The sequence below is a fragment of the Streptomyces sp. Tue6028 genome, from assembly GCF_002300165.1.
Taxonomy (GTDB): domain Bacteria; phylum Actinomycetota; class Actinomycetes; order Streptomycetales; family Streptomycetaceae; genus Streptomyces; species Streptomyces siamensis.
In genome coordinates this window covers 325,220-349,472 of record NZ_MLCE01000023.1, presented here as the reverse complement: position 1 = coordinate 349,472, position 24,253 = coordinate 325,220, and the positions used below count along the sequence as shown (strand labels likewise).

Below are 24,253 nucleotides of genomic sequence, written 5' to 3'. Positions count from 1 at the left end.
CGGCAGGAGAGGTCAGGTGGCGACCATGGCGGGCCCGACCGCACGGGAGAGGGCGCACGTCCCCGCGTCCCCGGTGAGCCACGGGGCGCCGCGCGCCATGCGTGCCGACGCCCGGCGCAACCACGAACGGCTGGTCGCCGAGGCGCGGTCCGCGTTCGCCGAGCACGGCACCGACGCGTCCCTGGAGGACGTGGCCCGGCGTGCGGGGGTGGGGATCGGCACGCTGTACCGCCACTTCCCCAATCGGCACTCCCTGATGAGCGCGGTGTTCGAGGACGCGGTCGGCGACCTCCTGTCCCGCTCGCGTGAGCTCCTCGACGCACCGCAGCCGTGCACCGCCCTGGTGGAGTGGCTGCGCGCCATCATCACTCATGCGGGTGAGTACCGCGGGCTCGCGCGTGCCCTCATGTCGGCCGCCCGGGACGACACTTCGGATCTCGCGCGGTGCAGCGGCCCGATGACCGAGGCGGGCAGCGCCCTTCTGCGCCGCGCCCAGGACGCCGGTGCCGTACGCCCCGACGTCTCGATCGGCGATCTGCTCCAGCTGACCAACGCGATCGCGCTGGCCGCCGAGGAGACCCCTGACGAGCCCGAACTGGCGGACCGTCTGCTCGGCCTGACCCTGCGTGGCCTGAAGGCGTGACCCCGCGCGGGGCCCGGCCGGTGGGACAGGCCCCGTCGCAGGCCCCCGCGGGAGTGCCGGAGGGCCCGTCAGGAGCGGTCAGCGGCGGCGGAGATCGGCCACCCTGGCCCGCTCGCCCTGCGGCTGTTCCCCGAGGACCGTGGCGCTGCGCAGCTGCGGGCCCGTGCCCGGAACCACCTGGCCCCGGCGCGGTCCCGGGAGGGGCACGTCCCGGCGTGGCTGACGCCCCGCCGGGACCGGATCCCCTCCCGCGCCGCCCGAGGCGGATGACCCCGCCACCGCGATCTGGACGCCCTGGTCGGCCAGCGCCTGGAGTTCGGTGACCGCGCGGTCGTCGTGCGCCGGCGGCTCGTCGGTGACCAGACGCGTGATCACGTCGGTCGGCACGGTCTGGAACATCGTGTCCGTGCCGAGCTTGGTGTGGTCGGCGAGGACGACGACCTCGGCCGCCGCCTGCACCAGGGCCCGGTCCACGGACGCCGAGAGCATGTTGGACGTGGACAGGCCCCGCTCGGCGGTCAGCCCGCTCCCGGAGAGGAAGGCCCGGGAGACGCGCAGCCCCTGGAGGGACTGCTCGGCGCCGGAGCCGACCAGGGCGTAGTTGGAACCGCGCAGGGTGCCGCCGGTCATCACGACCTCGACACGGTTGGCGTGGGCCAGCGCCTGTGCCACCAGCAGGGAGTTGGTGACGACGGTCAGTCCGGGCACCCGCGCGAGCCGGCGTGCCAGCTCCTGCGTGGTGGTCCCCGCGCCCACCACGATGGCCTCGCCCTCTTCGACGAGACCCGCGGCGAGATCGGCGATGGCCGTCTTCTCGGCGGTCGCGAGATGCGATTTCTGCGGAAAGCCGGACTCTCGCGTGAACCCGCCCGGCAATACCGCACCGCCATGCCGGCGGTCGAGGAGTCCTTCTGCCTCCAGTGCGCGCACGTCCCGCCGTACGGTCACTTCGGAGGTCTGGACGACGCGGGCGAGCTCACGGAGCGACACGGCCCCGTTCGCACGCACCATTTCGAGGATCAATTGGCGACGTTCTGCAGCGAACACGAAACTGACAGTAACCCCAACGACCGTCTGGTTTCAGCAGTTTGCGCCGAATAACAGAAGTTGTTCGCATGGCAGGGCGCGAGGTGGTATAGGCGCCTACTCACGCCGCCTATGCCGTACGAATGGTCGACGACTCCCCGTGACCGGCCGGGGAGCGTCGTGGGACGTCAGCGGGCCTCAGCCCTCTCCGGTGGCCTTCCGGGTGTGCAACTGCCGTGCCACCTCGGCGATCGAGCCCGAGAGCGAGGGGTACACGGTGAAGGCCTTGGCGATCTGCTCGACCGTCAGATTGTTGTCGACCGCGATCGAGATCGGATGGATCAGTTCCGAGGCGCGCGGGGCCACCACGACACCGCCGACCACGATCCCGGTGCCCGGGCGGCAGAAGATCTTGACGAAGCCGTCCCGGATGCCCTGCATCTTGGCGCGCGGGTTGCGCAGCAGCGGCAGCTTCACAACGCGGGCCTCGATCTTGCCGGCGTCGACGTCCGCCTGGGTGTAACCCACGGTGGCGATCTCGGGGTCGGTGAAGACGTTCGACGAGACCGTCTTCAGGTTCAGCGGGGCCACCGCGTCGCCGAGGAAGTGGTACATGGCGATGCGGCCCTGCATGGCGGCGACGGACGCGAGAGCGAAAACACCGGTCACGTCACCGGCCGCGTACACACCCGGAGCGGTCGTCCGCGACACCTTGTCGGTCCAGATGTGACCGGAGTCCCTGACCTTGACGCCGGCTTCCTCCAGGCCCATCCCGCTGCTGTTCGGAATGGCGCCGACCGCCATCAGGCAGTGCGACCCGCTGATGACCCGGCCGTCGGAGAGCGTGACCTCGACGCGGTCGCCGACCCGCTTGGCGGACTCCGCGCGGGAACGCGCCATGACGTTCATACCGCGGCGGCGGAAGACGTCCTCCAGGACGGCCGCCGCGTCCGGGTCCTCGCCGGGCAGCACCCGGTCGCGGCTGGAGACGAGCGTGACGCGTGAGCCGAGCGCCTGGTAGGCGCCCGCGAACTCGGCGCCTGTGACACCGGAACCGACCACGATGAGCTCCTCGGGGAGCTCGTCGAGGTCGTAGACCTGGGTCCAGTTCAGGATGCGCTCGCCGTCGGGCTGCGCGTCGGGCAGCTCGCGGGGGTGACCGCCGGTCGCGATGAGCACGGCGTCGGCGACGAGCGTCTCCTCGGTGCCGTCCGCGGCCCGCACCACGACCTTGCGGGAGCCGTCCAGGGCCTGCATGCCCTCCAGGCGTCCCCGGCCGCGCAGGACGCGTGCGCCGGCGCGCGTGACGGAGGCCGTGATGTCGTGCGACTGGGCGAGCGCGAGACGCTTCACACGGCGGTTGACCTTGCCGAGGTCGACGCCGACCACCTTGGCCGCCTGCTCCAGCGGAGGCGTGTCGTCGGCGACGATGATCCCCAGCTCCTCGTACGAGGAGTCGAAGGTGGTCATCACCTCGGCCGTGGCGATAAGGGTCTTCGACGGCACGCAGTCGGTGAGCACCGACGCCCCGCCCAGACCGTCGCAGTCGACGACGGTCACCTCCGCGCCGAGCTGGGCGGCCACCAGGGCCGCCTCGTATCCGCCGGGTCCGCCACCGATGATCACGATCCGAGTCACGTACTCCATTGTCCCGCACGCTTCAAGGTGCCGACGCCCCGGGGGCCGACGCGCGTGCTTTCGAGCCACTTCTGTTACGCGAGAGGCGCACGGGTCCACTGCCGTACCCTCGACCGCATGTCGCTCTACGCCGCGTACGCCGGCAATCTCGACCCGCGGCTGATGACGCGCCGCGCCCCGCATTCGCCGCTCCGCGCCATCGGCTGGCTGAACGGCTGGCGGCTCACGTTCGGCGGGGAGCACATGGGCTGGGAGGGTGCGCTCGCGACGATCGTCGAGGCGCCGGGCTCGCAGGTGTTCGTGGCGCTGTACGACATCGCCCCGCCGGACGAGGACTCCATGGACCGCTGGGAGGGGGTCGGCCTCGACGTCTACCGGCGGATGCGCGTACGCGTGCACACGCTGGAGGGCGAGGAATCCGCGTGGGTGTACGTCCTCAACGGGTACGAGGGCGGCCTCCCCTCGGCGCGCTACCTCGGCGAGGTCGCCGACGCGGCGGAGTCGGCCGGGGCGCCGCACGACTACGTCATGGAGCTCCGCAAGCGGCCCTGCTGAGCACGCCGCGAAGATCACCTCTCCCGTCTTCCGCCGCGCGTCTTGTCGGAAACGACAAGACAACGATCGCAAGACCGTGAGCTCCGTCATCTACGCGCGTAGGCCAAGACCGGCTACGCTCATCGCGTGAACGCATCTCTTCTTCCGGACGACATCCAGGGCGACCCCTACGCCGCCGCCGACGCCGCCGCCTCGCGTCTGCGCGAGCTGACCGGCGCCGAGACCCACGACGTCGCCCTCGTGATGGGCTCCGGCTGGGCTCCGGCCGTGGACGCCCTCGGCTCCCCCGAGGCCGAGTTCCAGGTCACCGAGCTGCCCGGGTTCCCCCCGCCGGCCGTCGAGGGGCACGGCGGCACGATCCGCTCGTACCGGCTCGGTGACAAGCGGGCCCTGGTCTTCCTGGGCCGCACCCACTACTACGAGGGTCGCGGCGTCGCCTCCGTCGCGCACGGCGTGCGGACCGCCGTCGCCGCCGGCTGCAAGACCATCGTGCTCACCAACGGCTGCGGCGGTCTGCGCGAGGGCATGCGCCCCGGGCAGCCGGTGCTGATCAGCGACCACATCAACCTGACGGCCGCCTCGCCGATCGTCGGCGCGAACTTCGTGGACCTGACGGACCTGTACTCGCCGCGGCTGCGCGCGCTGTGCAAGGAGGTCGACCCCAGCCTGGAGGAGGGCGTCTACGCCCAGTTCCCCGGGCCGCACTACGAGACGCCCGCCGAGATCCGGATGGCCCGGGTCATCGGCGCGGACCTGGTGGGCATGTCGACGACCCTGGAAGCCATCGCCGCGCGTGAGGCGGGCGCCGAGGTGCTCGGCATCTCCCTCGTCACCAACCTCGCCGCGGGCATGACGGGTGAACCCCTCAACCACGAGGAGGTCCTCCAGGCCGGCCGCGACTCCGCCGCCCGCATGGGCGAGCTGCTCACCCAGGTGCTGGACCGGCTGTAGTCCGGCTCCGGCCGCGGTTCCCCGGCCCCTGGGGGACGACAGGGGCGCAGGGGCGGACCCGTCGTGACGGCCGCCGGTGACGTAGAAGACGAAGAGAGAGGTTCACCCGAGGTGCAGGACGAACTCATCGCACGGGCCGAGGCGTGGCTGGCCGAGGACCCCGACGCGGACACCCGTGCGGAACTCGCCGCGTTGATCGACGCCGGGGACGTCACGGAGATCGCCGAGCGCTTCAGCGGCACCCTGCAGTTCGGCACCGCCGGCCTGCGCGGCGAGCTCGGCGCGGGCCCGATGCGGATGAACCGCTCCGTCGTCATACGCGCCGCCGCGGGTCTGGCCGCCTACCTGAAGGCCGCCGGGCAGGCCGGCGGTCTCGTCGTCGTCGGCTACGACGCCCGTCACAAGTCCGCTGACTTCGCGCGCGACACCGCTGCGGTGATGACCGGCGCGGGGCTGCGCGCCGCCGTGCTCCCCCGGCCACTGCCCACTCCCGTCCTCGCCTTCGCCATCCGGCACCTCGGCGCGGTGGCGGGCGTCGAGGTCACGGCCAGCCACAACCCGCCCCGCGACAACGGCTACAAGGTCTACCTGGGCGACGGTTCGCAGATCGTCCCCCCGGCGGACGCGGAGATCGCGGCCGAGATCGACGCCGTCCGCGCGCTCGCCGACGTGCCCCGTCCGGAGTCCGGCTGGGAGACCCTCGGCGAGGACGTCCTGGACGCCTATCTGGCCCGTACGGACGCCGTGCTGGCCAAGGGGTCGCCGCGTACCGCCCGCACCGTCTACACGGCGATGCACGGCGTCGGCAAGGACGTGCTGCTCGCGGCCTTCGACCGGGCGGGCTTCCCCGCGCCGGTCCTGGTCGCCGAACAGGCCGAGCCGGACCCGGACTTCCCGACCGTCGCCTTCCCGAACCCGGAAGAGCCCGGCGCGATGGACCTCGCCTTCGCGAAGGCCCGCGAGACCGGCCCCGACCTGATCGTCGCGAACGACCCCGACGCCGACCGCTGCGCGGTGGCCGTCAAGGAGCGCGGCGAAGCGGGCGACTGGCGGATGCTGCGCGGTGACGAGGTCGGCGCGCTGCTCGGCGAGCACCTGGTGCGCCGCGGGGCGCGCGGCACCTTCGCCGAGTCGATCGTCTCCTCGTCCCTGCTCGGCCGGATCGCCGAGAAGGCCGGCCTGCCGTACGTGGAGACCCTCACCGGCTTCAAGTGGATCGCCCGCGCGGACGGGCTGCGCTACGGGTACGAGGAGGCGCTCGGCTACTGCGTCGACCCGGACGGCGTGCGCGACAAGGACGGCATCACCGCCGCCCTCCTGATCACCGAGCTCGCCTCCGAGCTCAAGGAGCAGGGACGGACCCTGCTGGACCTCCTCGACGACATCGCCGTCGAGTACGGCCTGCACGCCACCGACCAGCTGTCGGTCCGGGTGGAGGACCTGACCGTCATCGCCGACGCCATGCTGCGCCTGCGCGAGCGGCCGCCGACGCGGCTCGGCGGTCTGGCGATCACGAACGCCGAGGACCTGACCAAGGGCACGGACACCCTCCCGCCCACGGACGGCCTGCGCTACACGCTGGACGGCGCGCGGGTCGTCGTCCGCCCGAGCGGCACGGAGCCGAAGTTGAAGTGCTACCTGGAGGTCGTGGTGCCGGTGGGTTCCCGGGACGGCCTCCCCGAGGCCCATGCCGAGGCCACCGCGCTGCTCGCGGCGATCAAGCGGGACCTGTCGGCCGCCGCCGGCATCTGAGGCAGCCCGGTGCGGGCCCGTCGAACGGACGCGCCCGCACCGAACGCCTTTCCCCTCACCGCCCTTACGGGTGATTTCCGCACGGCAGTTGTCGCAGCACTCCCGGGCGCCACCGCGGGACCGAGGCACGGTTACCGGTAGCGCACCGCCGAGTCCCAGGAGCTGCCGCGTGTCCTCGACCGCTTCCCGGCCGACAACCGCCCCACCCCGGAACGCCCCGAGCGGACTCTCCCCCACCACCCCACGCCGGCCGCGGCAGGTCACCGTCGCGGCCCGGTTCCGCGCCGCGCTGCGCCGCGCGGGCCCCGCCCTGCTCGCCTACGCGGCCGTACGCCTCGTCGGCCTCCTCGTGCTCACCGTGTGGGCCCACCGCCGGCACCACGGCGTCTGGCCGCTGCTGGCGACGAAGTGGGACGCGGACTGGTACCTCGGCATCGCCGACCACGGCTACACGCGTCTGCTGGGCGCCGCCTACGACGCCAACAACCTCGCCTTCTTCCCGCTGTACCCGGTGCTCGTCAAGGCGGTCGCCGCCGTCACCCCGGGCACCCGTGCCACGACCGGCGTCGCGATCGCCGTCGTGGGCTCCTTCGCCGCCGCCTGGGGGATCCACGCGGTGGGCAGCCATCTGCACGGCCGCCGCGTGGGCGTCCTGCTGACCGTGCTGTGGGCGGCGCTCCCGGTGGGCATGGTCGAGTGGATGGGGTACACGGAGTCGCTGTTCACCGCGTTCGCCGCGTGGTCGCTGTACGCGGTGCTCACCGGCCGCTGGCTCTGGGCCGGTTCGCTGGCGGCGCTGTCGGGACTGACCCGCCCGACGGGCATCGCGGTCGCCGCGGCGGTCACCGTCACGGCCCTGCTGTCGCTGCGCCGCGGGTTCTCGGCCCGCGCGCTCGCGGCGGCCCTGACCGCCCCCGCCGGCTGGCTGGCGTACGTCGGCTGGGTGGGCCTGCGGCTGCACCGCTGGGACGGCTACTTCGCCGTCCAGCGGATGTGGCACAACGAGTGGGACGGGGGCACCGAGACCCTGCGCCGGCTGCGGGAGATCCTCGGGCAGAACTCGGCGCCCGAACTGTTCCTCGTCATGGTCACCGTGACGCTGCTGGTGTCCGTCGCCCTGTACGCGCTGTCCCTCTGGGACCGCCAGCCGCTCCCGCTGCTGGTCTTCACCGGGGTCCTGCTGCTGATCGTCCTCGGCAGCGGGGGCGTCTACTTCCCGCGGGCCCGCTTCCTGCTGCCCGGCTTCCCGCTGCTGCTCCCGGCGGCTCTGCACCTGGCCCGGTCCTCGCCCCGGTTCCGCACCGTGGCACTGACCGGCGCGATCCTGCTCTCGGCGTACTGCAGCGCGTACATGGCGCTGGTGTGGCCGAGCGCGCCGTGACCGGGCCGCCCCGGCGGGGTGCGGGTCAGCCCGTCGCCAGCAGGATGGCGAGCAGGACCGCCCCGGCGATCGCGGGTCCCATCACCTCGTACGCCCAGCGCACGGTGACCTCGCCCTGTGCGCTCGGCTCGCCGGCCCTGGTCTCCGCGAGCCGGCGCAGATCGTCCATGATCTGGTCGGTCGTGGCACGGGTCGGCGCGGTGGCGGGCTGGTGGGAGCGGCCGAAGCCCAGCGGCGACGGGCGGCCCGCCGAGCCCGGACGGCGTCCGTCGCCGTCGGCGGCACGCGCCTGCTGCTTGGCGACCTTCTTGCGGGCGCGCAGCGAGACGGGCACCGCCCACAGCTGGTACTTCGTGCCGGAGGCGGCGACGACCTCGTTGGAGTAGCTGGAGCGCAGGGAGGCGACCTGGGCCCAGGGCAGCACGATGACGCGGAACGGGTTGCGGACGCGCAGCCGGTCCTCGTTCGCGAAGACCGCGGGCCGCAGGGTGAACGCGGACACCAGCGGGACGACGAGGATCAGCGCGGCGAGGGCCAGCCAGGGGGTGCGGCCGTGCCCCGAGATCAGCGCGTCGACGCCGAGCCAGCCCGCGATGAGGAGCAGCAGGGCGCCGCCCGCGATACCGGCGGGCGACCGGTAGATCCGGTCCTTCGACTCGGGTCGCGAGGCGTCCGGTACGGGTGACTGGGGGTCCGGGGTGCTCATGGCCCCGATTGTGCCCGACGCCCCCACCACCCCCACCCCTACCCCGCCCACCAGCCGCCCCCGGCCTCCCGGAAGCCTCCCCACCAGCCGCCTCCGGCCTCCCTGAAGCCTCCCCACCGACCGACGGCCCACCGGCAGGCGGCCCACCGGCCGACCGCACGGCTTCGGCCCCGCCCGGCCGCCCCGAGCCCTCCGGGACTTCCTCACTGCCCGGTCGGCCCACCGGGTGGCGCCCCAGGACACTCCCGGCAGGATCCAGCCCCTCCGGCGTCCGAGGAACGGCCTCCGGGGCGGAACCCGGGGCCAAAGGACGGATGGCTCCCTCCCCGGACGGGCATGATCCAGCCCCTCCGGCTGCTTGAGGAGCGGGGTCCGGGGCGGAGCCCCAGGGCAAGGGACGGGTGACTCCCACCCGCCCCGACACTCCCCCGGCAAGACCCAGCCCCTCCGGCGCTTGAGGAGCGGGGTTCCGGGGCGGAGCCCCGGGGCAAGGGACGGGCAGGGGCGGAGGGGGCGACATCCCGTCCGGCCGCAGAATGGGGAGGAACGGACGGGACCACCCCGATCCGGAATCCGGATGCGGACGGACAGCCAAGGCCACGGCCCGGCCCCGCTCCGCCCAGGGAGCGCCCCGACACGGAGAGCGAAGAAGGCACCCACTCCCGCCCCGGGGGTGTACAGCCGCTACGCGCGTAGATATGCTCGTCTGGTGACCATGCCCACCTCTGCACCCGCTGCCCTCGCTGACGCCACCGCGTCCGACAGCACGCTGCGCCGCTTCCTCCATGGGCTGCCCGGCGTCGACGCGGTCGGCCTGGAGGCGCGCGCCGCCTCGCTCGGCACCCGTTCCATCAAGACCACCGCGAAGGCGTACGCCATCGACCTCGCCATCTCGATGGTCGACCTGACGACGCTGGAAGGCGCGGACACCCCGGGCAAGGTCCGGGCGCTCGGCGCCAAGGCGGTCCACCCCGACCCGACCGACCCCGCGACCCCCACCACGGCCGCGGTCTGCGTCTATCCCGACATGGTGGCCGTCGCCAAGGAGGCCGTCGCCGGCTCCGGCGTGAAGGTCGCCTCGGTGGCCACCGCCTTCCCGGCGGGCCGCGCCGCGCTCGATGTGAAGCTGGCCGACGTGCGTGACGCCGTCGCCGCGGGTGCCGACGAGATCGACATGGTCATCGACCGCGGGGCCTTCCTCGCGGGCCACTACATGAAGGTGTACGAGGAGATCGTCGCCGTGAAGGAGGCCTCGGGCGCCGCGCGCCTGAAGGTCATCTTCGAGACCGGCGAGCTGTCGACGTACGACAACATCCGCCGCGCCTCCTGGCTCGGCATGCTGGCCGGGGCGGACTTCATCAAGACCTCCACCGGCAAGGTCGCCGTGAACGCGACGCCGGCGAACACGCTGCTCATGCTGGAGGCGGTCCGCGACTTCCGCGCGCAGACCGGGGTGCAGGTCGGCGTGAAGCCGGCCGGCGGCATCCGCACCTCCAAGGACGCCATCAAGTTCCTGGTCCTGGTGAACGAGACGGCGGGCGAGGACTGGCTCGACAACCACTGGTTCCGCTTCGGCGCCTCCTCGCTCCTGAACGACCTGCTGATGCAGCGTCAGAAGCTGGCCACCGGCCGCTACTCCGGCCCCGACTACGTGACGGTGGACTGATCACCATGACCATCGAGAAGCGGTCATCCGCATTCGAGTACGCGCCCGCGCCGGAGTCCCGCGCGGTCGTCGACATCGCCCCGTCGTACGGGCTCTTCATCGACGGCGAGTTCACCGAGGCGGCGGACGGCAGGGTCTTCAAGACCGTCAGCCCCGCCACCGAGGAGGTCCTCTCCGAGGTCGCCCAGGCCGGCGCCGAGGACGTGGACCGTGCCGTGAAGGCGGCCCGCAAGGCGTTCGAGAAGTGGTCGGCGCTGCCCGGCTCCGAGCGCGCCAAGTACCTCTTCCGCATCGCGCGGATCATCCAGGAGCGCTCCCGTGAGCTCGCCGTCCTGGAGACGCTGGACAACGGCAAGCCCATCAAGGAGACCCGCGACGCGGACCTCCCCCTGGTCGCCGCGCACTTCTTCTACTACGCGGGCTGGGCCGACAAGCTCGACCACGCCGGCTTCGGCGCGGACCCCCGGCCCCTCGGCGTCGCGGGCCAGGTCATCCCCTGGAACTTCCCGCTGCTGATGCTGGCGTGGAAGATCGCCCCGGCGCTGGCGACCGGCAACACGGTCGTACTGAAGCCCGCCGAGACCACGCCGCTGAGCGCCCTATTCTTCGCGGACATCTGCCGCCAGGCGGGCCTGCCCAAGGGCGTCGTCAACATCCTTCCGGGGTACGGCGACGCGGGCGCGGCGCTCGTCGAGCACCCGGACGTGAACAAGGTGGCCTTCACCGGCTCCACCGCCGTCGGCAAGGCGATCGCCCGTCAGGTCGCGGGCACCGACAAGAAGGTCACGCTCGAACTGGGCGGCAAGGGCGCGAACATCGTCTTCGACGACGCCCCGATCGACCAGGCCGTCGAGGGCATCGTCAGCGGCATCTTCTTCAACCAGGGCCAGGTCTGCTGCGCGGGCTCCCGCCTGCTCGTCCAGGAGTCGATCCACGACGAGCTGCTGGACTCCCTCAAGCGCCGGCTGTCCACCCTGCGTCTGGGCGACCCGCTCGACAAGAACACCGACATCGGTGCGATCAACTCCGCCGAGCAGCTGGCGCGGATCACCGCGCTCGCGGACAAGGGCGAGGCCGAGGGCGCCGAGCGCTGGTCGCCGGCCTGCGAACTGCCCTCGTCCGGCTACTGGTTCGCGCCGACGCTGTTCACGAACGTCACCCAGGCGCACACCATCGCCCGGGACGAGATCTTCGGCCCGGTGCTGTCGGTCCTGACCTTCCGCACCCCGGACGAGGCGGTCGCCAAGGCCAACAACTCCCAGTACGGCCTGTCGGCGGGCATCTGGACGGAGAAGGGCTCCCGCATCCTGGCGGTGGCGAACAAGCTCCGCGCCGGTGTCGTCTGGTCCAACACGTTCAACAAGTTCGACCCGACCTCGCCGTTCGGCGGCTACAAGGAGTCGGGCTTCGGCCGCGAGGGCGGTCGTCACGGCCTGGAGGCGTACCTCGATGTCTGACCGTTTGAGCGTCTTCAAGACCTACAAGCTGTACGTGGGCGGGAAGTTCCCGCGTTCCGAGAGCGGCCGGGTGTTCGAGGTGACCGACTCCAAGGGCAAGTGGCTGGCGAACGCGCCGCAGTCGAGCCGCAAGGACGCCCGTGACGCGGTCGTCGCCGCGCGCAAGGCGTTCGGCGGCTGGTCCGGGGCGACGGCGTACAACCGCGGCCAGGTCCTCTACCGCGTCGCGGAGATGCTGGAGGGCCGCAAGGAGCAGTTCGCGCGGGAGGTCGCGGACGCCGAGGGGCTGTCGAAGTCGAAGGCCGCGGCCGTCGTGGACGCGACGATCGACCGGTGGATCTGGTACGCGGGCTGGACGGACAAGATCGCCCAGGTCGTGGGCGGCGGCAACCCGGTCGCGGGCCCGTACTTCAACCTGTCCACGCCCGAGCCGACGGGTGTCGTGGCCGTGCTGGCCCCGCAGGAGTCGTCCTTCCTGGGCCTGGTCTCGGTGCTCGCCCCGGTGATCGCGACCGGCAACACGGCCGTCGTGGTCACCAGCGAGAAGTCCCCGCTCCCGGCGCTGTCGCTGGGCGAGGTGCTGGCGACCTCCGACGTCCCCGGCGGCGTCGTCAACGTGCTGTCGGGCCGGACCGCGGAGATCGCGGCGCCGCTGGCCGCGCACCAGGACGTCAACGCGATCGACCTCGCGGGCGCCGACGAGGTGCTGGCCAAGGAGCTGGAGATCGCCGCCGCGGACAATCTCAAGCGGGTCGTCCGTCCACAGGCTGTGGATTACTTTGCGACGCCCGGCATCGAGCGCCTCACGGCGTTCCTGGAGACGAAGACCGTCTGGCACCCGACCGGCGCGCTGGGCGCGTCCGGCTCGTCCTACTGAGCCCTTCGTCCCGCGCCTCGCACCGAGGACCCGGGACCCCGATCCGTGTCCCCGGGGTCCCGCACGACAGAGAGCCGCGCTTCCCCTCCGTCCGGGGGGAGCGCGGCTCTCTCGTGTCCGGCGTCAGCCGTGCAGCAGGCCCGTCGCCTGGCCGAGGACCGGGATGCTGCCCACCGACGGCGCCTGTGCGAGCGGCCTGGTCAGCGCCTGCGACGACAGCGGCTTGAAGTCGGCGAGCTGTGTGCCCACCCCGTTGTCGAGCGGGTCCACTCCGGTGCCGGCCAGCGGGTTGGGCTTCAGTCCCTCCACAGGGCCGGTCACATGTCCCACGGTGCCGGTCAGGGCCTCGACGCCCGCCTGCGGGTCGAGATTGCCCATGGAGGTGGGCCGGGTGCGCATGACGTCCACGGCGGGGGCCGTGTCCGCGAAGGCCGGGGTGGCCGCGGCCGCGCCGGCAGCGACCACCCCGACCGCGGCGGCGATGCGCGCGGTGGTGCGGGCCATGGTGGTCTGCCGGGCTGCGTGTCGCGCCATCAGATTTCCTCTTCGAAGAGCGGAGAGCAACGTGAACGACACGCACAGTAGTTGACCCGTGTGCGTTCCGGGCCGTCCCGGCGGCGGATTCGCCCCTGCGGGTCATAGGGCATATCAGCGCCAGTCCACCCTGTGCGTCAGCCGTACCCCGTGCGTGGTGAAGTCGATCTCGATCCGGTCCTGGTCGGCCATGGTGAAGCCGCTGTGGAAACTGCTGCGGTCGGCGCCGATGTAGACGTAGTGCACCCGTCCGGGGTGGCTCAGCCCTTCGGAAGGAGCCGACGACGTCCTGGAACGCCCGATCGACCGGAGTGCCCTCGAGCCGGTGCGCGGCTCGGCGATCCGCTTCCTGACCCCGCCGTCCGGGCGGCTGAATCCGGTGGAGGGCTGGGACGAGGTGGTCGCGCACCCCGCGGTGATCCATGCCGAGCCGGCCGTCGCCCCGGGCGACGTCATCGAGCCGCACCGCTCGGTCGGCAACCGGGTGGCCCTGATCGCGGTCGGCGCCGACACCCCGGAGGAGGCGCAGGCCCTGGCGCGGAAGCTGGACGCGTCGGTGCGCTTCGTGACGGAGCCGGTGTCCGAACAGGGGACGAGCCCGTGGCGGGCCAGGAGCCGGAACCGGCCACGGAGCCCGTCACGGGCTGATTCCGGCGGGGCCGGGGCGGGCCCCGGGAAGGGGATAATGTCCTGGAGGCGTCCGACGCGTGGCGAAGCCAGGCCGATTCACAGAAGGTCCAGAACATTGGGTACCCAGCCCCCGATACCCACCCGTGTGGTGCTGCTCTGCGGCCCCTCCGGCTCCGGGAAGTCCCTTCTCGCAGCGGACTCCGGGCTCCCCGTCCTCCGCCTCGACGACTTCTACAAGGAAGGCACCGACCCGACGCTGCCGCTGGTCGAGGACAGCCAGGACATCGACTGGGACCATCCGCTGTCCTGGGACGCGGACGCCGCGGTCGCCGCGATCGAGCAGCTGTGCCGTACGGGCGGGACGACGATCCCCGTGTACGACATCTCGCTGAGCGCCCGTACCGGCAGCGAGACACTGCGCTTCGAGCGGACGCCGCTGTTCATCGCGGAGGGGGTCTTCGCCGCGGAGATCGTGGAGCGCTGCCGGGAGCTGGGCCTGCTGGCGGACGCGCTGTGCCTGTCGCGCGGCCCGGTCACCACGTTCCGCCGCCGGTTCCTGCGCGATCTGCGCGAGGGCCGCAAGTCGGTACCGTTCCTGCTGCGCCGCGGCTGGCGGCTGATGCGCGCCGAGCGCTCGATCGTGGCGCGCCAGGCGGCTCTGGGCGCGCACCCCTGTGACAAGGCCGAGGCGCTGGGCCGGCTGACCGCCGCTGCCGCCGGACGCCGGGTGACCGCGCGCCCGACGGCGGCATAGCGGCCCGGCGCCCGGTGGCGCGGGGCCGGGTCAGCCGCCCGGGCAGCCCGCGGTGGCGCCGGACCAGCAGTGTGAGGACCACTTGTTGTCGTCCGAGCCGGTGAAGTTCGTGGAGGCGCCGGCCGGCACGCCCCACCTGTCGCCCGCCCAGTTGTCCAGCTGGTAGAACCACAGGTTGTTGTCGGGGTCCCTGTTCTTGGCCGCGCTCGCCTTGTTGTCGATGGTGGTCGACGTTCCGTGGAAGACGAGACCGCTGTAGCTCTTCTTGCTGGACAGCGTGTCGTAGATGCCGCCCGAGTAGTCCGCGAGGCGGTAGATGCAGGCTTCGTCCGTGTTGCAGGTGCCGTCGTTGCCGGCCGCCTGCGCGGGGGTCGTCGCGGCGAGGATCGCGGCGACGGACATCGCCGATGCGGCCGCGAGAACGCGTGCGCTTCTCATTCCGTACCCTTCTTTCCGGCGCTGTGGGGCCCACCGCCCGTGCGGGCGGAGAGCGCCGTACTGCGCTCGTGACCCTGGCACACCGACCGGCGCCGTACCGGAACGCGTTCCGGTGAATGGCCGAAAGATCGTCGACCATGACCAGAAACCGGTTACTCGAACTGTCATTCGCCTGACGGCACTTGACGGCCCGCAGCACGAGTGATCATCTGAAACATGCTCAACTGGACGAGACCGGCGACCCGTTCTCGGGCGACAATCACCGTGACGGCCGCCGTCGCGCTCCTCGCCACCGCCTGCTCCTCGGGCGAGCAGGCCCGGGGCGGGCACGACGGGCGCGACGGCGAGGACACCGCGCCCGCGGTCGCCACCTCCTTCGCCCACGCTCCGAAGGCGTACCCCCTGGACGCCTATCTCCCGGACGCGCGGGAGACCGATGCCGTCAACCGCGCCGTCTCCGTCCTGGCCCGCTCCTGCATGAGGAAGTACGGCGTGAGCTGGCCCGCCTACCAGGCGCCCGCCGGTGAACTGCCGCCCAACGCACGCAAGTACGGGCCCACGGACCTGGAGTCGGTCCGCGTCTACGGCTACAAGCCGCCGCTGCCCGACGGCGTCACCAAGCGGCAGGCCGTGGCGGCGCAGCGGCGGGGCGCGGCACAGGAGCGGACGATCACGCCCGCCGCGAAGGCCGTCTACACCGGTACCGCACAGCGGGCCGACAAGGGGAGCGGAACGGCCGCGGCCCCGGTACCGGACGGAGTGCCCGAGGGCGGCTGCCACGGCGCGGCCCAGCGCGCCGCCCTGGCCGACCGGGCCGCCGACGACCTGATGGTCGTTCAGAACCTGTTCCTCGAAGCCTCCGCCACCACCCGCGAGGACGCCGCGGTCCGCGCCCTCGACAAGCGGTGGAGCGCCTGCATGGGCAAGTCCGGACTGCGCTATCCCGACCCGCTCTCCGCGGTCGACGACACCACCTGGCGCAGCCGGCGGACGAGCCCGGACGGACCGCACCCGGGCTTCCCCGCTCCCTCCGCCGAGGAGATCAGGACGGCGGAGGCCGACGTGCGCTGCAAGAGCGCCACCGACTATGTGGTGACGCGTCACGACATCGAGTCAGGGCACCAGAAGCGGCTGGTCGGGCAGCACAAGAAGGCGCTGGCCGCGGTCGCGGAACGCAAGCGGCGCATGGTCGAGCGGTCGCGCTCGGTCCTCGCGGACGAGAAGAAGAAGACGGGGTAGCCCGCAACGCGCGGCACACGAAAAGAGGTCCAGGCGAACCCCCCGTCCGCCTGGACCTTCTCTCGTTTCCCCCGTGGTCCCCCGTGACCCCGTTGGTTCCCCCCGGCACCACTCCCCCGAGTGCTGCCTGTTTCCCCTTGCGTTCCCCCCAGACCTTCAGGCGACGAGCTCCCCGAAGGACTCCTCCTCGTCACGGCCGAAGCTGAGGACCTCGTCCTCGCGCAGCCGGCGGAGGGACCGCCAGATGCTCGACTTCACCGTGCCGACACTGATGTCGAGGATGTCCGCGATCTCCGGATCGGTGCGGCCCTCGTAGTAGCGGAGGACCAGCATCGTCCGCTGGAGTTCCGGCAGCCGGGCGAGCGCCTGCCACAGCACGGCGCGCAGCTCGGTGCCACGCATCGCGTCCGTGTCACCGGCCGTCTCCGGCAGTTCCTCGGTCGGGTACTCGTTCAGCTTGCGGCGGCGCCACGCGCTGATGTGCAGGTTCGTCATGGTGCGGCGGAGGTAGCCCCCGACCGCGGCCTTGTCGCTGATCCGGTCCCAGGCCTTGTACGTCGAGAACAGCGCGCTCTGCAGCAGGTCCTCGGCCTCGAACCGGTCACCGGTGAGGTGATAGGCGGTTGCGTACAGGGAGGCACGACGCTCCTGGACGTAGGCGGTGAACGCCGCTTCCGCATTCGCCGTCTCCGCCGTCTGGCGGCGTTCCCCCGTGCCCTCCCCGTACGCGGCTCCCCCGTGAGCCTTCCCCCCGGCAGCGCCCGCGGCGGATGCCGCGGGGCTCTCCCCCGTGAACGCGTCAACCACCGTCATGTAGGCGGTGTGCTGACGCCCGGTGCCGCGAGCGCACCCCCGCCCGCTCACGGCACCGGACTTCTCCGTGACCCGGGTGACGTCGTGCAGACGCGTGACAACTGCGCTAGTGCTGGTGCTGTGCAGCGTATTCATCTCGCGCCCCCCGTCGTGGAGTCCCGGTTCTTCGGTTCGTTCGCCGTACTGCCTTGCTCGTGTCGAAAAGCTTGCCCGGGGCACTTCATGGCCGTGTCCGCCGACTGTCACAGACCTGTCACAGGGCCCGTCCGTGGGCGCGCCACAGGCCGATCACAGAGAAGAGCGGTACGACTACGCAGATGACCACTCGGGTCCTCCCCGCCACGCGGGAGGGCCCTCCTTCTGTGCGGGAGATGGATGGGAGCGCTCCAACGGTCGATACCCGGCCATGACATGGGCCAGAATGACGTTCGTGCCTTCCCTGTTGCTGATCGAGGACGACGACGCCATCCGTACGGCCCTGGAGCTCTCTTTGACGCGCCAGGGACACCGTGTGGCCACCGCTGCCACCGGCGAGGACGGTCTGAAACTGCTGCGCGAGCAGCGACCGGATCTGATCGTGCTGGACGTGATGCTGCCCGGCATCGACGGATTCGAGGTGTGCCGGCGCATCCGGCGCACCGACCAGCTGCCGATCATCCTGCTGACCGCGCGCAGCGACGACATCGACGTCGTGGTCGGCCTGGAGTCCGGCGCCGACGACTATGTCGTCAAGCCCGTGCAGGGCCGGGTGCTCGACGCCCGTATCCGTGCCGTGCTGCGACGCGGCGAGCGTGAGGCCAACGACTCGGCCACGTTCGGCTCGCTGGTCATCGACCGTGCCGCGATGACGGTCACCAAGAACGGCGAGGACCTCCAACTGACGCCCACCGAGCTGCGGTTGCTGCTGGAGCTGAGCCGCCGTCCCGGTCAGGCGCTGTCCCGACAGCAGTTGCTGCGTCTGGTGTGGGAGCACGACTACCTGGGCGACTCGCGGCTCGTCGACGCGTGTGTGCAGCGGCTGCGCGCCAAGGTCGAGGACGTTCCCTCCTCCCCCACCCTGATCCGCACCGTGCGGGGCGTCGGCTATCGCCTGGACTCGCCGTCGTGAGCGACGCGAGAGCGGCCGTCGGGCCGCGCCCCGACGGGGGCCGTCGTCGAACCCTCCGCGCACCGGGACCGCAGATCGCGTCCGTGCGCCGCACGCGCGGGGAAGCGAGCGTTCGGACACCGTGACCAAACCGCAGGACGAGCTCCGCGGCTGGGCCGCGGCGCGCAAGGCGCTGCTGTCCGGCCTGCGTTTCACCAGCCTGCGGCTGCGGCTGGTCGTGGTGTTCGGGCTGGTCGCGCTGACGGCCGCCGTGTCGGCGTCGGGCATCGCGTACTGGCTCAACCGCGAGGCCGTGCTGACGCGTACGCAGGACGCGGTGCTGCGCGACTTCCAGCAGGAGATGCGCAACCACGCGAGCATGCTGCCGGTGCACCCCGGGCAGGACGAACTCCAGCGCACGGCCGGGCAGATGGCCAACAGCAGCCAGCGCTTCAGCGTGCTCCTGGTCGCCGAGGACAGCGCCGGCAAGACCGTCGTCGGCAACTCCGCGCTGGACACCTTCACGCTGGAGGACGTGCCCGAGTCCCTGCAGAAGGCGGTGAACAGGAAGCAGCCGCTGAACTCGAACAACGAGTCCCAGTACCACCTGTACTGGCAGCGCATCACCGACAACGACAAGCCGTACCTCGTGGGCGGCGCCAAGGTGATCGGCGGCACCACCACCGGCTACATGCTCAAGTCCCTCGAACCCGAGGCGAAGGACCTCAACTCGCTCGCGTGGTCCCTGGGCATCGCCACCGGACTCGCGCTGATCGGCTCCGCGCTGCTCGCCCAGGCCGCCGCGACCACGGTCCTCAAGCCCGTGCACCGTCTGGGCATCGCGGCCCGCCGCCTCGGCGAGGGCAAGCTCGACACCCGGCTGCGGGTCTCCGGCACCGACGAACTCGCCGACCTGTCGAGGACGTTCAACCGTACGGCGGAAGCACTGGAGAAACGGGTCGCGGACATGAGCGCCCGGGACGAGGCCTCGCGCCGCTTCGTGGCGGACATGTCGCACGAACTGCGGACGCCGCTGACGGCGATCACGGCCGTCACCGAGGTCCTGGAGGAGGAGCTCGACGCGGAGACCGGCAGCGTCGACCCGATGATCGAGCCGGCCGTGCGCCTCGTCGTCAGCGAGACCCGCAGACTCGGCGACCTCGTCGAGAACCTGATGGAGGTCACCCGTTTCGACGCGGGCACCGCGCGCCTCGTCCTCGACTACGTGGACATCGCCGACCAGATCACGGCGTGCATCGACGCGCGCGCCTGGCTGGACGCGGTGGACCTGGACGCGGAGCGCGGCATCATGGCGCGCCTCGACCCGCGCCGCCTCGACGTCATCCTGGCGAACCTGATCGGCAACGCCCTCAAGCACGGTGGCTCGCCGGTGCGGGTGGCCGTGCGGCTGGAGGGCGAGGAACTGGTCATCGAGGTGCGGGACCACGGTCCCGGCATCCCCGAGGACGTCCTGCCGCACGTCTTCGACCGCTTCTACAAGGCGAGCGCGTCGCGCCCGCGCTCCGAGGGCAGCGGTCTCGGACTGTCCATCGCCCTGGAGAACGCGCACATCCACGGCGGCGAGATCACCGCGGCGAACTCCCCCGAGGGAGGAGCGGTGTTCACGCTGCGCCTGCCCCAGGACGCGTCGGAGCTGCTCGCCGACGATCCCCGCGACAGGAACGGGAACGGCACGGAAGGCACCGCCGGATGACCACCGCACGACCCCTCGGCCGGCGTGGCGTACGCCCCTGGCTGGCCGTCCCGCTGCTCGCCGCGCTGCTCGCGGGCTGCGGCATCCGCTCCACCCAGGTCCCCACGGACTTCGGCCCGGCGCCGTCGCGGGTGCCCTGCGCCCTGTCGGGCACCGACATCTCCACCCAGTCCTCGCGGGGGGTGCCGGTCCAGGTCTTCCTGCTGTGCTCGGCCCAGTTGGTCACCGTCGACCGGTCGGTCCGCATCCCGGACGGGACCGCGGAGGCGGCACGCCGCGTCCTGGTCGCCCAGGGGCTCCTCGACGAGCTGGCCGAGACGCCCTCCCCGCCCGAGCAGCAGGCCGGCTACACCACGGACGTCCGCGGCGGCATGACGGTCAGCGGCCCCCGGGGCAGGGATCCCGAGAACACGCTCCGGCTGAGCACCCCGCCGGAGAACCTCACCCGGGCGGCGCTGGCCCAGATCGTCTGCACCTTCGCCGACTCGGCCGCCGCCGAGGACGACGGCTCGGTGGTCCTCGGCGGTCCCGTGCCGGCCCCGCTCCGCAGCTACCAGTGCACCCCCGAGGTCCGTTCCGATCCCGGCACCAACGCGCCCCCGTCGTCGGCGGTCGAGGGCTAGGGGGTTTCGTTCGGATCGGGTCGGATCAGTCCGCGGCGTCCGGTGCGGTGCATCGCAAGACGGAGGATCACCCGCGTCATGCGCGTACTCGGGTGGTCCGACGACGCGGCGAGGTGCCGTGCCGGGCGTCGCGAACCCGGGCTGATCCCGACGAAACTCCGTAGGGATTCCCCCGACCGTGCGGGGCCGGCGTCCGGACGGGTCGAAAACCTGTCGCCCCGGAACCGATCGTGCCGGGCGCCGCGTCTACGGGGTCGTGCAGCGTCAAGGCTCAGACGGCGGCAGTGCCGTGACCCGCGTCCGTGTGGCAGGAGGTGTCCTCCTCGTCGCACACCTCGCCCTCGTCGCCTGGATCACACTGCGCCCCCTGGACGTCCCCTGGGTGAGCGCCGCCAATCTGCGGCCGTTCGCGGGGATCAGAGCCGACCTCGCACTGGGCCCCCAGGCGGCGGCCCGCCGCATCGCCGAGGGGGTCGGCCTGCTCGCCCCGCTCGGGGTGCTGCTTCCCCTGGCGGGCGGCAAGCTGGCCGTCTCCCGTCTCGGCTCCCTGACCCGTACGGTCGCCGCGGGCGCCCTGATCTCACTGGGCATCGAGCTGCTGCAGACCGGCGTACCCGGGCAGGTCGTGGACGTCGACTCCATGCTGCTCAACACCGTCGGCGTGGCCCTCGCCCACCTCGCCGTCGTGCCCGCGGCCCGCGCCCGGCTCCGCCGACGGGCCGGGACCCGCGACGGCGCGGCCCTTCCCCGGGAGGACACGGCTCAGGGTCGGACCCCGACGATTCCCAGGGTCGGGATCGCACCGTAGAGCGAGGCCTGTCCCGCTTCGTCCGCGTAGCGTCGAAGACATCGAAGGCCGGAGAGTCCGGCACTCGGAGACGGTTCGCGAAGGAGCCACCATGACCGCCCTTGCCCGCCCCACGAACGGCCGCATGATCGGCGGAGTGTGCGCCGCGCTGGCACGGCGCTTCGGCACCTCCGCGACCACGATGCGCGTCATCTTCCTGGTGTCGTGCCTGCTGCCCGGCCCGCAGTTCCTGCTCTACATAGCGCTGTGGATCCTGTTCCCGTCCGAGGACAAGGCCCGCACCGCCTGGTGAGCCGCCTCCCGCGCACGCGCCGATGGGGCGCACCCCAACCGGGGTGCGCCCCATCGGCGTTGTGCACACGGACGGCGTCAGCCGATCGGCAGACCGTTCACCGGGAGGCCGTGGGTGGGCAGTCCCTGCACCGGCAGGCCTCCGAGCAGTCCGGCCACCGGCGCGGTGGGCCCGTCGGCGAGAAGCTTCGCCGCGGCGGGCTGTGCGGCTGCCACACCCGTGCCGAGCGCGCTCTGCCCCTGGGTGAGCGCCTCACCGGCACCGGGCAGCGCCTTGGCGACGTTCTCGGCGGGCAGGGTCTGGGTGACCGTGTCCAGCGCCGCGGAGGTGTCCGGCACGGCCGGCGCCGCGCTGGCGGCACCCGCGCCGGCCGCGGCGAAGGCGGCACCGAGAGCGGCGACACCGAGGGTCTTGGCAGCAGACTGCTTCATTTCTAACGCGTCCTTGGATCCGTGAGGCGGGGTGAGCGGTCCAAAAACGTAAACACGCGAGGCAACGCGTCGCAAACATCGAAAAACGGCCGAGTCATGGAGATGGGGTGAAGACCCGGCCGCCTCCCGACCCCTCTCATCAGGCCTGATTCGCCGCAGAACCGCTGGTGGAGGCGGTCTGCTGGAACAGCCATTCGGACTTCAGTTCTGCATATCCGGGCTTGATCACGTCATTGATCATGGCGAGTCGTTCATCGAAAGGAATGAATGCTGACTTCATAGCATTGACCGAGAACCATTGCATGTCGTCGAGCGTGTAACCGAATGCGTCGACAAGATGCTCGAATTCACGGGTCATGCTCGTACCGGACATGAGCCGGTTGTCGGTGTTCACCGTCGCGCGGAAGTGCAGCCGTCGCAGCAGTCCGATCGGATGGGCGCCGTACGAGTCGGCGGCACCGGTCTGGAGGTTGGAGCTGGGGCACAGCTCCAACGGGATGCGCTTGTCACGGACGTACGAGGCGAGTCGCCCGAGCTCCACCGAGCCGTCCTCGCGCACCTGGATGTCGTCGATGATCCGGACGCCGTGGCCGAGCCGGTCGGCGCCGCACCACTGGAGGGCCTGCCAGATGGAGGGCAGCCCGAAGGCCTCGCCGGCATGGATGGTGAAGTGGTTGTTCTCCCGCTTGAGGTACTCGAAGGCGTCGAGGTGCCGGGTGGGCGGGTAGCCCGCCTCGGCACCGGCGATGTCGAACCCGACGACGCCCAGGTCGCGGTAGCGGTTGGCCAGTTCCGCGATCTCCAGGGCGCGGGCCGCGTGCCGCATGGCGGTCAGCAGGGCGCCGACCCTGATCCGGTGGCCGCTCTCCCGGGCGCGGCGCTCCCCTTCCCGGAAGCCCTCGTTGACCGCCTCGACGACCTCTTCGAGGGTGAGGCCGCCCTCCAGGTGCTGCTCGGGCGCGTAGCGGACCTCGGCGTAGACGACGCCGTCCTCGGCGAGGTCCTCGGCGCACTCGGCGGCGACCCGGACGAGGGCGTCCCGGGTCTGCATGACGGCGCACGTGTGGGCGAAGGTCTCCAGATACCGCTCCAGGGAGCCGGAGTCCGCGGCCTCGCGGAACCAGACGCCGAGCTTGTCGGGATCGGTCTCGGGGAGACCGGAGTACCCCGTCTCCTCGGCGAGTTCGACGATCGTGCCGGGGCGCAGGCCCCCGTCGAGGTGGTCGTGCAGCAGCACCTTGGGCGCCCGGCGGATCTGTTCCGAGCTCGGCGTGTTCTGGATCTGGCTCGTCATTTCCGCACTGTAGCCCCTACGCGCGTAGAACTCCTGTTGTACGAACCCGTCGATACGTAACGGTGACCGTGCGGACGGGTGGCGTACACCGTCGCTTCTGAGACTGTTCTGTCATGGCACAGCAAGCGACGCCGGTTCGCACGGCCCGGCTGGGGAGGGCGCTCGGCCCGGAGCCGACGGCGGTCAGCGCAGTGGTTCTGCTGCTCCCGGGCGGCGAGGAGACCTCAGCCCGCAGGCCGTCCCCCATGATGGCGACCGCCTCGGTCCGGGCGCTGGGGCGCCGCCTCACCCGCGCCGGACAGGCGGACGGCCTGGTCACGCACGTGGTGCACTACCGGTTTCGCGGCTGGAACGGCAGCGAGGCGCACCTGGCGCGCGACGCCTCCTGGGCCGTCGACGAGGTCGTACGCCGCTACGGCGACGTCGCCGTCTGCCTCGTCGGCATCGGCATGGGCGGCCGGGCGGCACTGCGCTCGGCCGGTCACTCCGCCGTCAACTCCGTCCTGGCGCTGGCCCCTTGGCTGCCCGAGGAGGACGTGGCAGCGCCACCCGAACCGGTGAAGCAGCTGGCCGGCCGGCGGGTGCTGATCGTGCACGGCACCAAGGACGAACGCACCGACCCGGAGCTGTCCTTCCGGCTCGCGGCGCGCGCGAAGAAGGCCAACCGCGACATCTGCCGCTTCGAGGTCCACGCCGACGGACACGCGCTGCACCAGTACCGGAACGAAGTCCTCGCCCTGGCCGAGGACTTCGTGCTGGGCACACTGTTCGGGCACGCCTTCTCCCGGCCCGTGGAGGACGCGCTGGCGGCGCCGCCGCCGCTGGGTCTGCGGATGCCGCTGGCGGCGGGTTTCGGGCAGTCGCTGAAGCGGCGCTGAGATCCCTGCCGTCCCCGCCGTCTTTGTCGGCCGGGTGCCGGCGCGGGCTCCCGGCCGGGACACCGT

General features: G+C 71.9%; 25 protein-coding genes and 1 pseudogene. 17 read left to right on the top strand and 9 right to left on the bottom strand.

Annotation, left to right across the window (positions count from 1 at the left end):
- Positions 1–97 precede the first annotated feature (97 nt).
- Positions 98–643, top strand: a complete 546-nt coding sequence (locus BKI49_RS23525) for a TetR/AcrR family transcriptional regulator (protein WP_179332551.1) — start codon at positions 98–100, stop codon at positions 641–643.
- A gap of 78 nt (positions 644–721) precedes the next feature.
- On the opposite strand, the gene BKI49_RS23520 is transcribed toward BKI49_RS23525, so the two are convergent.
- Together BKI49_RS23520 and BKI49_RS23515 are read right to left on the bottom strand one after the other, a co-directional pair.
- Entirely contained in the window at positions 722–1,690 is a 969-nt protein-coding gene (locus tag BKI49_RS23520) for a DeoR/GlpR family DNA-binding transcription regulator (protein WP_078629255.1), read from the bottom strand.
- A gap of 177 nt (positions 1,691–1,867) precedes the next feature.
- Positions 1,868–3,316, bottom strand: coding sequence for an NAD(P)H-quinone dehydrogenase (locus tag BKI49_RS23515; protein ID WP_095936239.1), 1,449 nt, complete (start codon positions 3,314–3,316; stop codon positions 1,868–1,870).
- Between the two features lie 108 nt (positions 3,317–3,424).
- On the opposite strand from BKI49_RS23515, the gene BKI49_RS23510 reads away from it, so the two are divergent.
- The 4 genes from BKI49_RS23510 (at position 3,425) to BKI49_RS23495 (ending at position 7,946) form a co-directional block, all read left to right on the top strand.
- The gene (locus BKI49_RS23510; protein ID WP_095936238.1) at positions 3,425–3,862 is read left to right on the top strand and encodes a gamma-glutamylcyclotransferase family protein; all 438 of its coding nucleotides are present in this window, start codon (positions 3,425–3,427) and stop codon (positions 3,860–3,862) included.
- A 126-nt stretch (positions 3,863–3,988) separates the two neighbouring features.
- Positions 3,989–4,813: a purine-nucleoside phosphorylase gene (locus BKI49_RS23505; RefSeq protein ID WP_095936237.1), complete on the top strand. Its 825-nt coding sequence runs from the start codon at positions 3,989–3,991 to the stop codon at positions 4,811–4,813.
- Between the two features lie 111 nt (positions 4,814–4,924).
- Positions 4,925–6,565, top strand: a complete 1,641-nt coding sequence (locus tag BKI49_RS23500) for a phospho-sugar mutase (protein WP_095936236.1) — start codon at positions 4,925–4,927, stop codon at positions 6,563–6,565.
- Between the two features lie 169 nt (positions 6,566–6,734).
- Complete coding sequence (locus BKI49_RS23495; protein ID WP_373557579.1) at positions 6,735–7,946, top strand: hypothetical protein; 1,212 nt, start codon at positions 6,735–6,737, stop codon at positions 7,944–7,946.
- Between the two features lie 25 nt (positions 7,947–7,971).
- On the opposite strand, the gene BKI49_RS23490 is transcribed toward BKI49_RS23495, so the two are convergent.
- The gene (locus BKI49_RS23490) at positions 7,972–8,652 is read right to left on the bottom strand and encodes a PH domain-containing protein (RefSeq protein WP_095936235.1); all 681 of its coding nucleotides are present in this window, start codon (positions 8,650–8,652) and stop codon (positions 7,972–7,974) included.
- Positions 8,653–9,367: 715 nt separating this feature from the next.
- Between BKI49_RS23490 and deoC the strand changes: the two genes are divergently transcribed.
- The 3 genes from deoC to BKI49_RS23475 are packed head-to-tail and all read left to right on the top strand — an operon-like array spanning position 9,368 to position 12,652.
- The gene (deoC, locus tag BKI49_RS23485) at positions 9,368–10,318 is read left to right on the top strand and encodes a deoxyribose-phosphate aldolase (RefSeq protein WP_037765347.1); all 951 of its coding nucleotides are present in this window, start codon (positions 9,368–9,370) and stop codon (positions 10,316–10,318) included.
- A gap of 5 nt (positions 10,319–10,323) precedes the next feature.
- Positions 10,324–11,775: an aldehyde dehydrogenase family protein gene (locus tag BKI49_RS23480; protein WP_095936234.1), complete on the top strand. Its 1,452-nt coding sequence runs from the start codon at positions 10,324–10,326 to the stop codon at positions 11,773–11,775.
- Complete coding sequence (locus BKI49_RS23475; RefSeq protein ID WP_095936233.1) at positions 11,768–12,652, top strand: aldehyde dehydrogenase family protein; 885 nt, start codon at positions 11,768–11,770, stop codon at positions 12,650–12,652. The genes BKI49_RS23480 and BKI49_RS23475 overlap by 8 nt, the downstream gene beginning before the upstream one ends.
- Before the next feature lie 123 nt (positions 12,653–12,775).
- On the opposite strand, the gene BKI49_RS23470 is transcribed toward BKI49_RS23475, so the two are convergent.
- Together BKI49_RS23470 and BKI49_RS36350 are read right to left on the bottom strand one after the other, a co-directional pair.
- A complete protein-coding gene (locus tag BKI49_RS23470) occupies positions 12,776–13,186 on the bottom strand; it encodes a hypothetical protein (RefSeq protein ID WP_095936232.1) in 411 nt (136 codons plus the stop codon).
- 114 nt (positions 13,187–13,300) lie between these two features.
- Positions 13,301–13,432, bottom strand: coding sequence for a hypothetical protein (locus BKI49_RS36350; RefSeq protein ID WP_373557578.1), 132 nt, complete (start codon positions 13,430–13,432; stop codon positions 13,301–13,303).
- Between the two features lie 79 nt (positions 13,433–13,511).
- On the opposite strand from BKI49_RS36350, the pseudogene BKI49_RS36345 reads away from it, so the two are divergent.
- Together BKI49_RS36345 and BKI49_RS35950 are read left to right on the top strand one after the other, a co-directional pair.
- A pseudogene (locus BKI49_RS36345) lies at positions 13,512–13,700 on the top strand (ATP-grasp domain-containing protein); the annotation flags it as partial.
- Positions 13,701–13,931: 231 nt separating this feature from the next.
- A complete protein-coding gene (locus BKI49_RS35950; RefSeq protein ID WP_095936231.1) occupies positions 13,932–14,570 on the top strand; it encodes a uridine kinase family protein in 639 nt (212 codons plus the stop codon).
- Between the two features lie 30 nt (positions 14,571–14,600).
- Here the strand turns inward: BKI49_RS35950 and BKI49_RS23455 are convergent, their stop codons facing one another.
- On the bottom strand, positions 14,601–15,008 hold the full coding sequence (locus BKI49_RS23455) for a peptidase inhibitor family I36 protein (protein ID WP_179332542.1): 408 nt from the start codon (positions 15,006–15,008) through the stop codon (positions 14,601–14,603).
- A 264-nt stretch (positions 15,009–15,272) separates the two neighbouring features.
- On the opposite strand from BKI49_RS23455, the gene BKI49_RS23450 reads away from it, so the two are divergent.
- Positions 15,273–16,247 carry a hypothetical protein gene (locus tag BKI49_RS23450; protein ID WP_095936229.1) on the top strand — a complete coding sequence of 325 codons (975 nt, stop codon included), beginning with the start codon at positions 15,273–15,275 and terminating at the stop codon, positions 16,245–16,247.
- Positions 16,248–16,403: 156 nt separating this feature from the next.
- Here the strand turns inward: BKI49_RS23450 and BKI49_RS23445 are convergent, their stop codons facing one another.
- Complete coding sequence (locus BKI49_RS23445) at positions 16,404–17,195, bottom strand: SigE family RNA polymerase sigma factor (RefSeq protein WP_095936228.1); 792 nt, start codon at positions 17,193–17,195, stop codon at positions 16,404–16,406.
- 295 nt (positions 17,196–17,490) lie between these two features.
- On the opposite strand from BKI49_RS23445, the gene afsQ1 reads away from it, so the two are divergent.
- From afsQ1 to BKI49_RS23420, 5 genes are all read left to right on the top strand, one after another.
- Positions 17,491–18,168 (top strand): two-component system response regulator AfsQ1, encoded by a 678-nt coding sequence (gene afsQ1, locus BKI49_RS23440; protein ID WP_028802973.1) that lies wholly within the window; start codon positions 17,491–17,493, stop codon positions 18,166–18,168.
- 121 nt (positions 18,169–18,289) lie between these two features.
- A complete protein-coding gene (locus BKI49_RS23435; RefSeq protein WP_095936227.1) occupies positions 18,290–19,861 on the top strand; it encodes a sensor histidine kinase in 1,572 nt (523 codons plus the stop codon).
- Positions 19,858–20,484 (top strand): hypothetical protein, encoded by a 627-nt coding sequence (locus BKI49_RS23430; protein WP_095936226.1) that lies wholly within the window; start codon positions 19,858–19,860, stop codon positions 20,482–20,484. The genes BKI49_RS23435 and BKI49_RS23430 overlap by 4 nt, the downstream gene beginning before the upstream one ends.
- A gap of 256 nt (positions 20,485–20,740) precedes the next feature.
- Complete coding sequence (locus BKI49_RS23425) at positions 20,741–21,292, top strand: VanZ family protein (RefSeq protein ID WP_095936225.1); 552 nt, start codon at positions 20,741–20,743, stop codon at positions 21,290–21,292.
- 91 nt (positions 21,293–21,383) lie between these two features.
- On the top strand, positions 21,384–21,584 hold the full coding sequence (locus BKI49_RS23420) for a PspC domain-containing protein (protein ID WP_095936224.1): 201 nt from the start codon (positions 21,384–21,386) through the stop codon (positions 21,582–21,584).
- A 77-nt stretch (positions 21,585–21,661) separates the two neighbouring features.
- Here BKI49_RS23420 and BKI49_RS23415 read toward each other — a convergent pair whose 3' ends face one another.
- Together BKI49_RS23415 and BKI49_RS23410 are read right to left on the bottom strand one after the other, a co-directional pair.
- Complete coding sequence (locus tag BKI49_RS23415; RefSeq protein ID WP_095936223.1) at positions 21,662–22,015, bottom strand: ATP-binding protein; 354 nt, start codon at positions 22,013–22,015, stop codon at positions 21,662–21,664.
- A gap of 139 nt (positions 22,016–22,154) precedes the next feature.
- Positions 22,155–23,309, bottom strand: coding sequence for an adenosine deaminase (locus tag BKI49_RS23410; protein WP_095936222.1), 1,155 nt, complete (start codon positions 23,307–23,309; stop codon positions 22,155–22,157).
- A 113-nt stretch (positions 23,310–23,422) separates the two neighbouring features.
- Here BKI49_RS23410 and BKI49_RS23405 point away from each other — a divergent pair, with 113 nt between their 5' ends.
- On the top strand, positions 23,423–24,187 hold the full coding sequence (locus tag BKI49_RS23405; RefSeq protein WP_095936221.1) for an alpha/beta hydrolase: 765 nt from the start codon (positions 23,423–23,425) through the stop codon (positions 24,185–24,187).
- Positions 24,188–24,253: the final 66 nt, after the last annotated feature.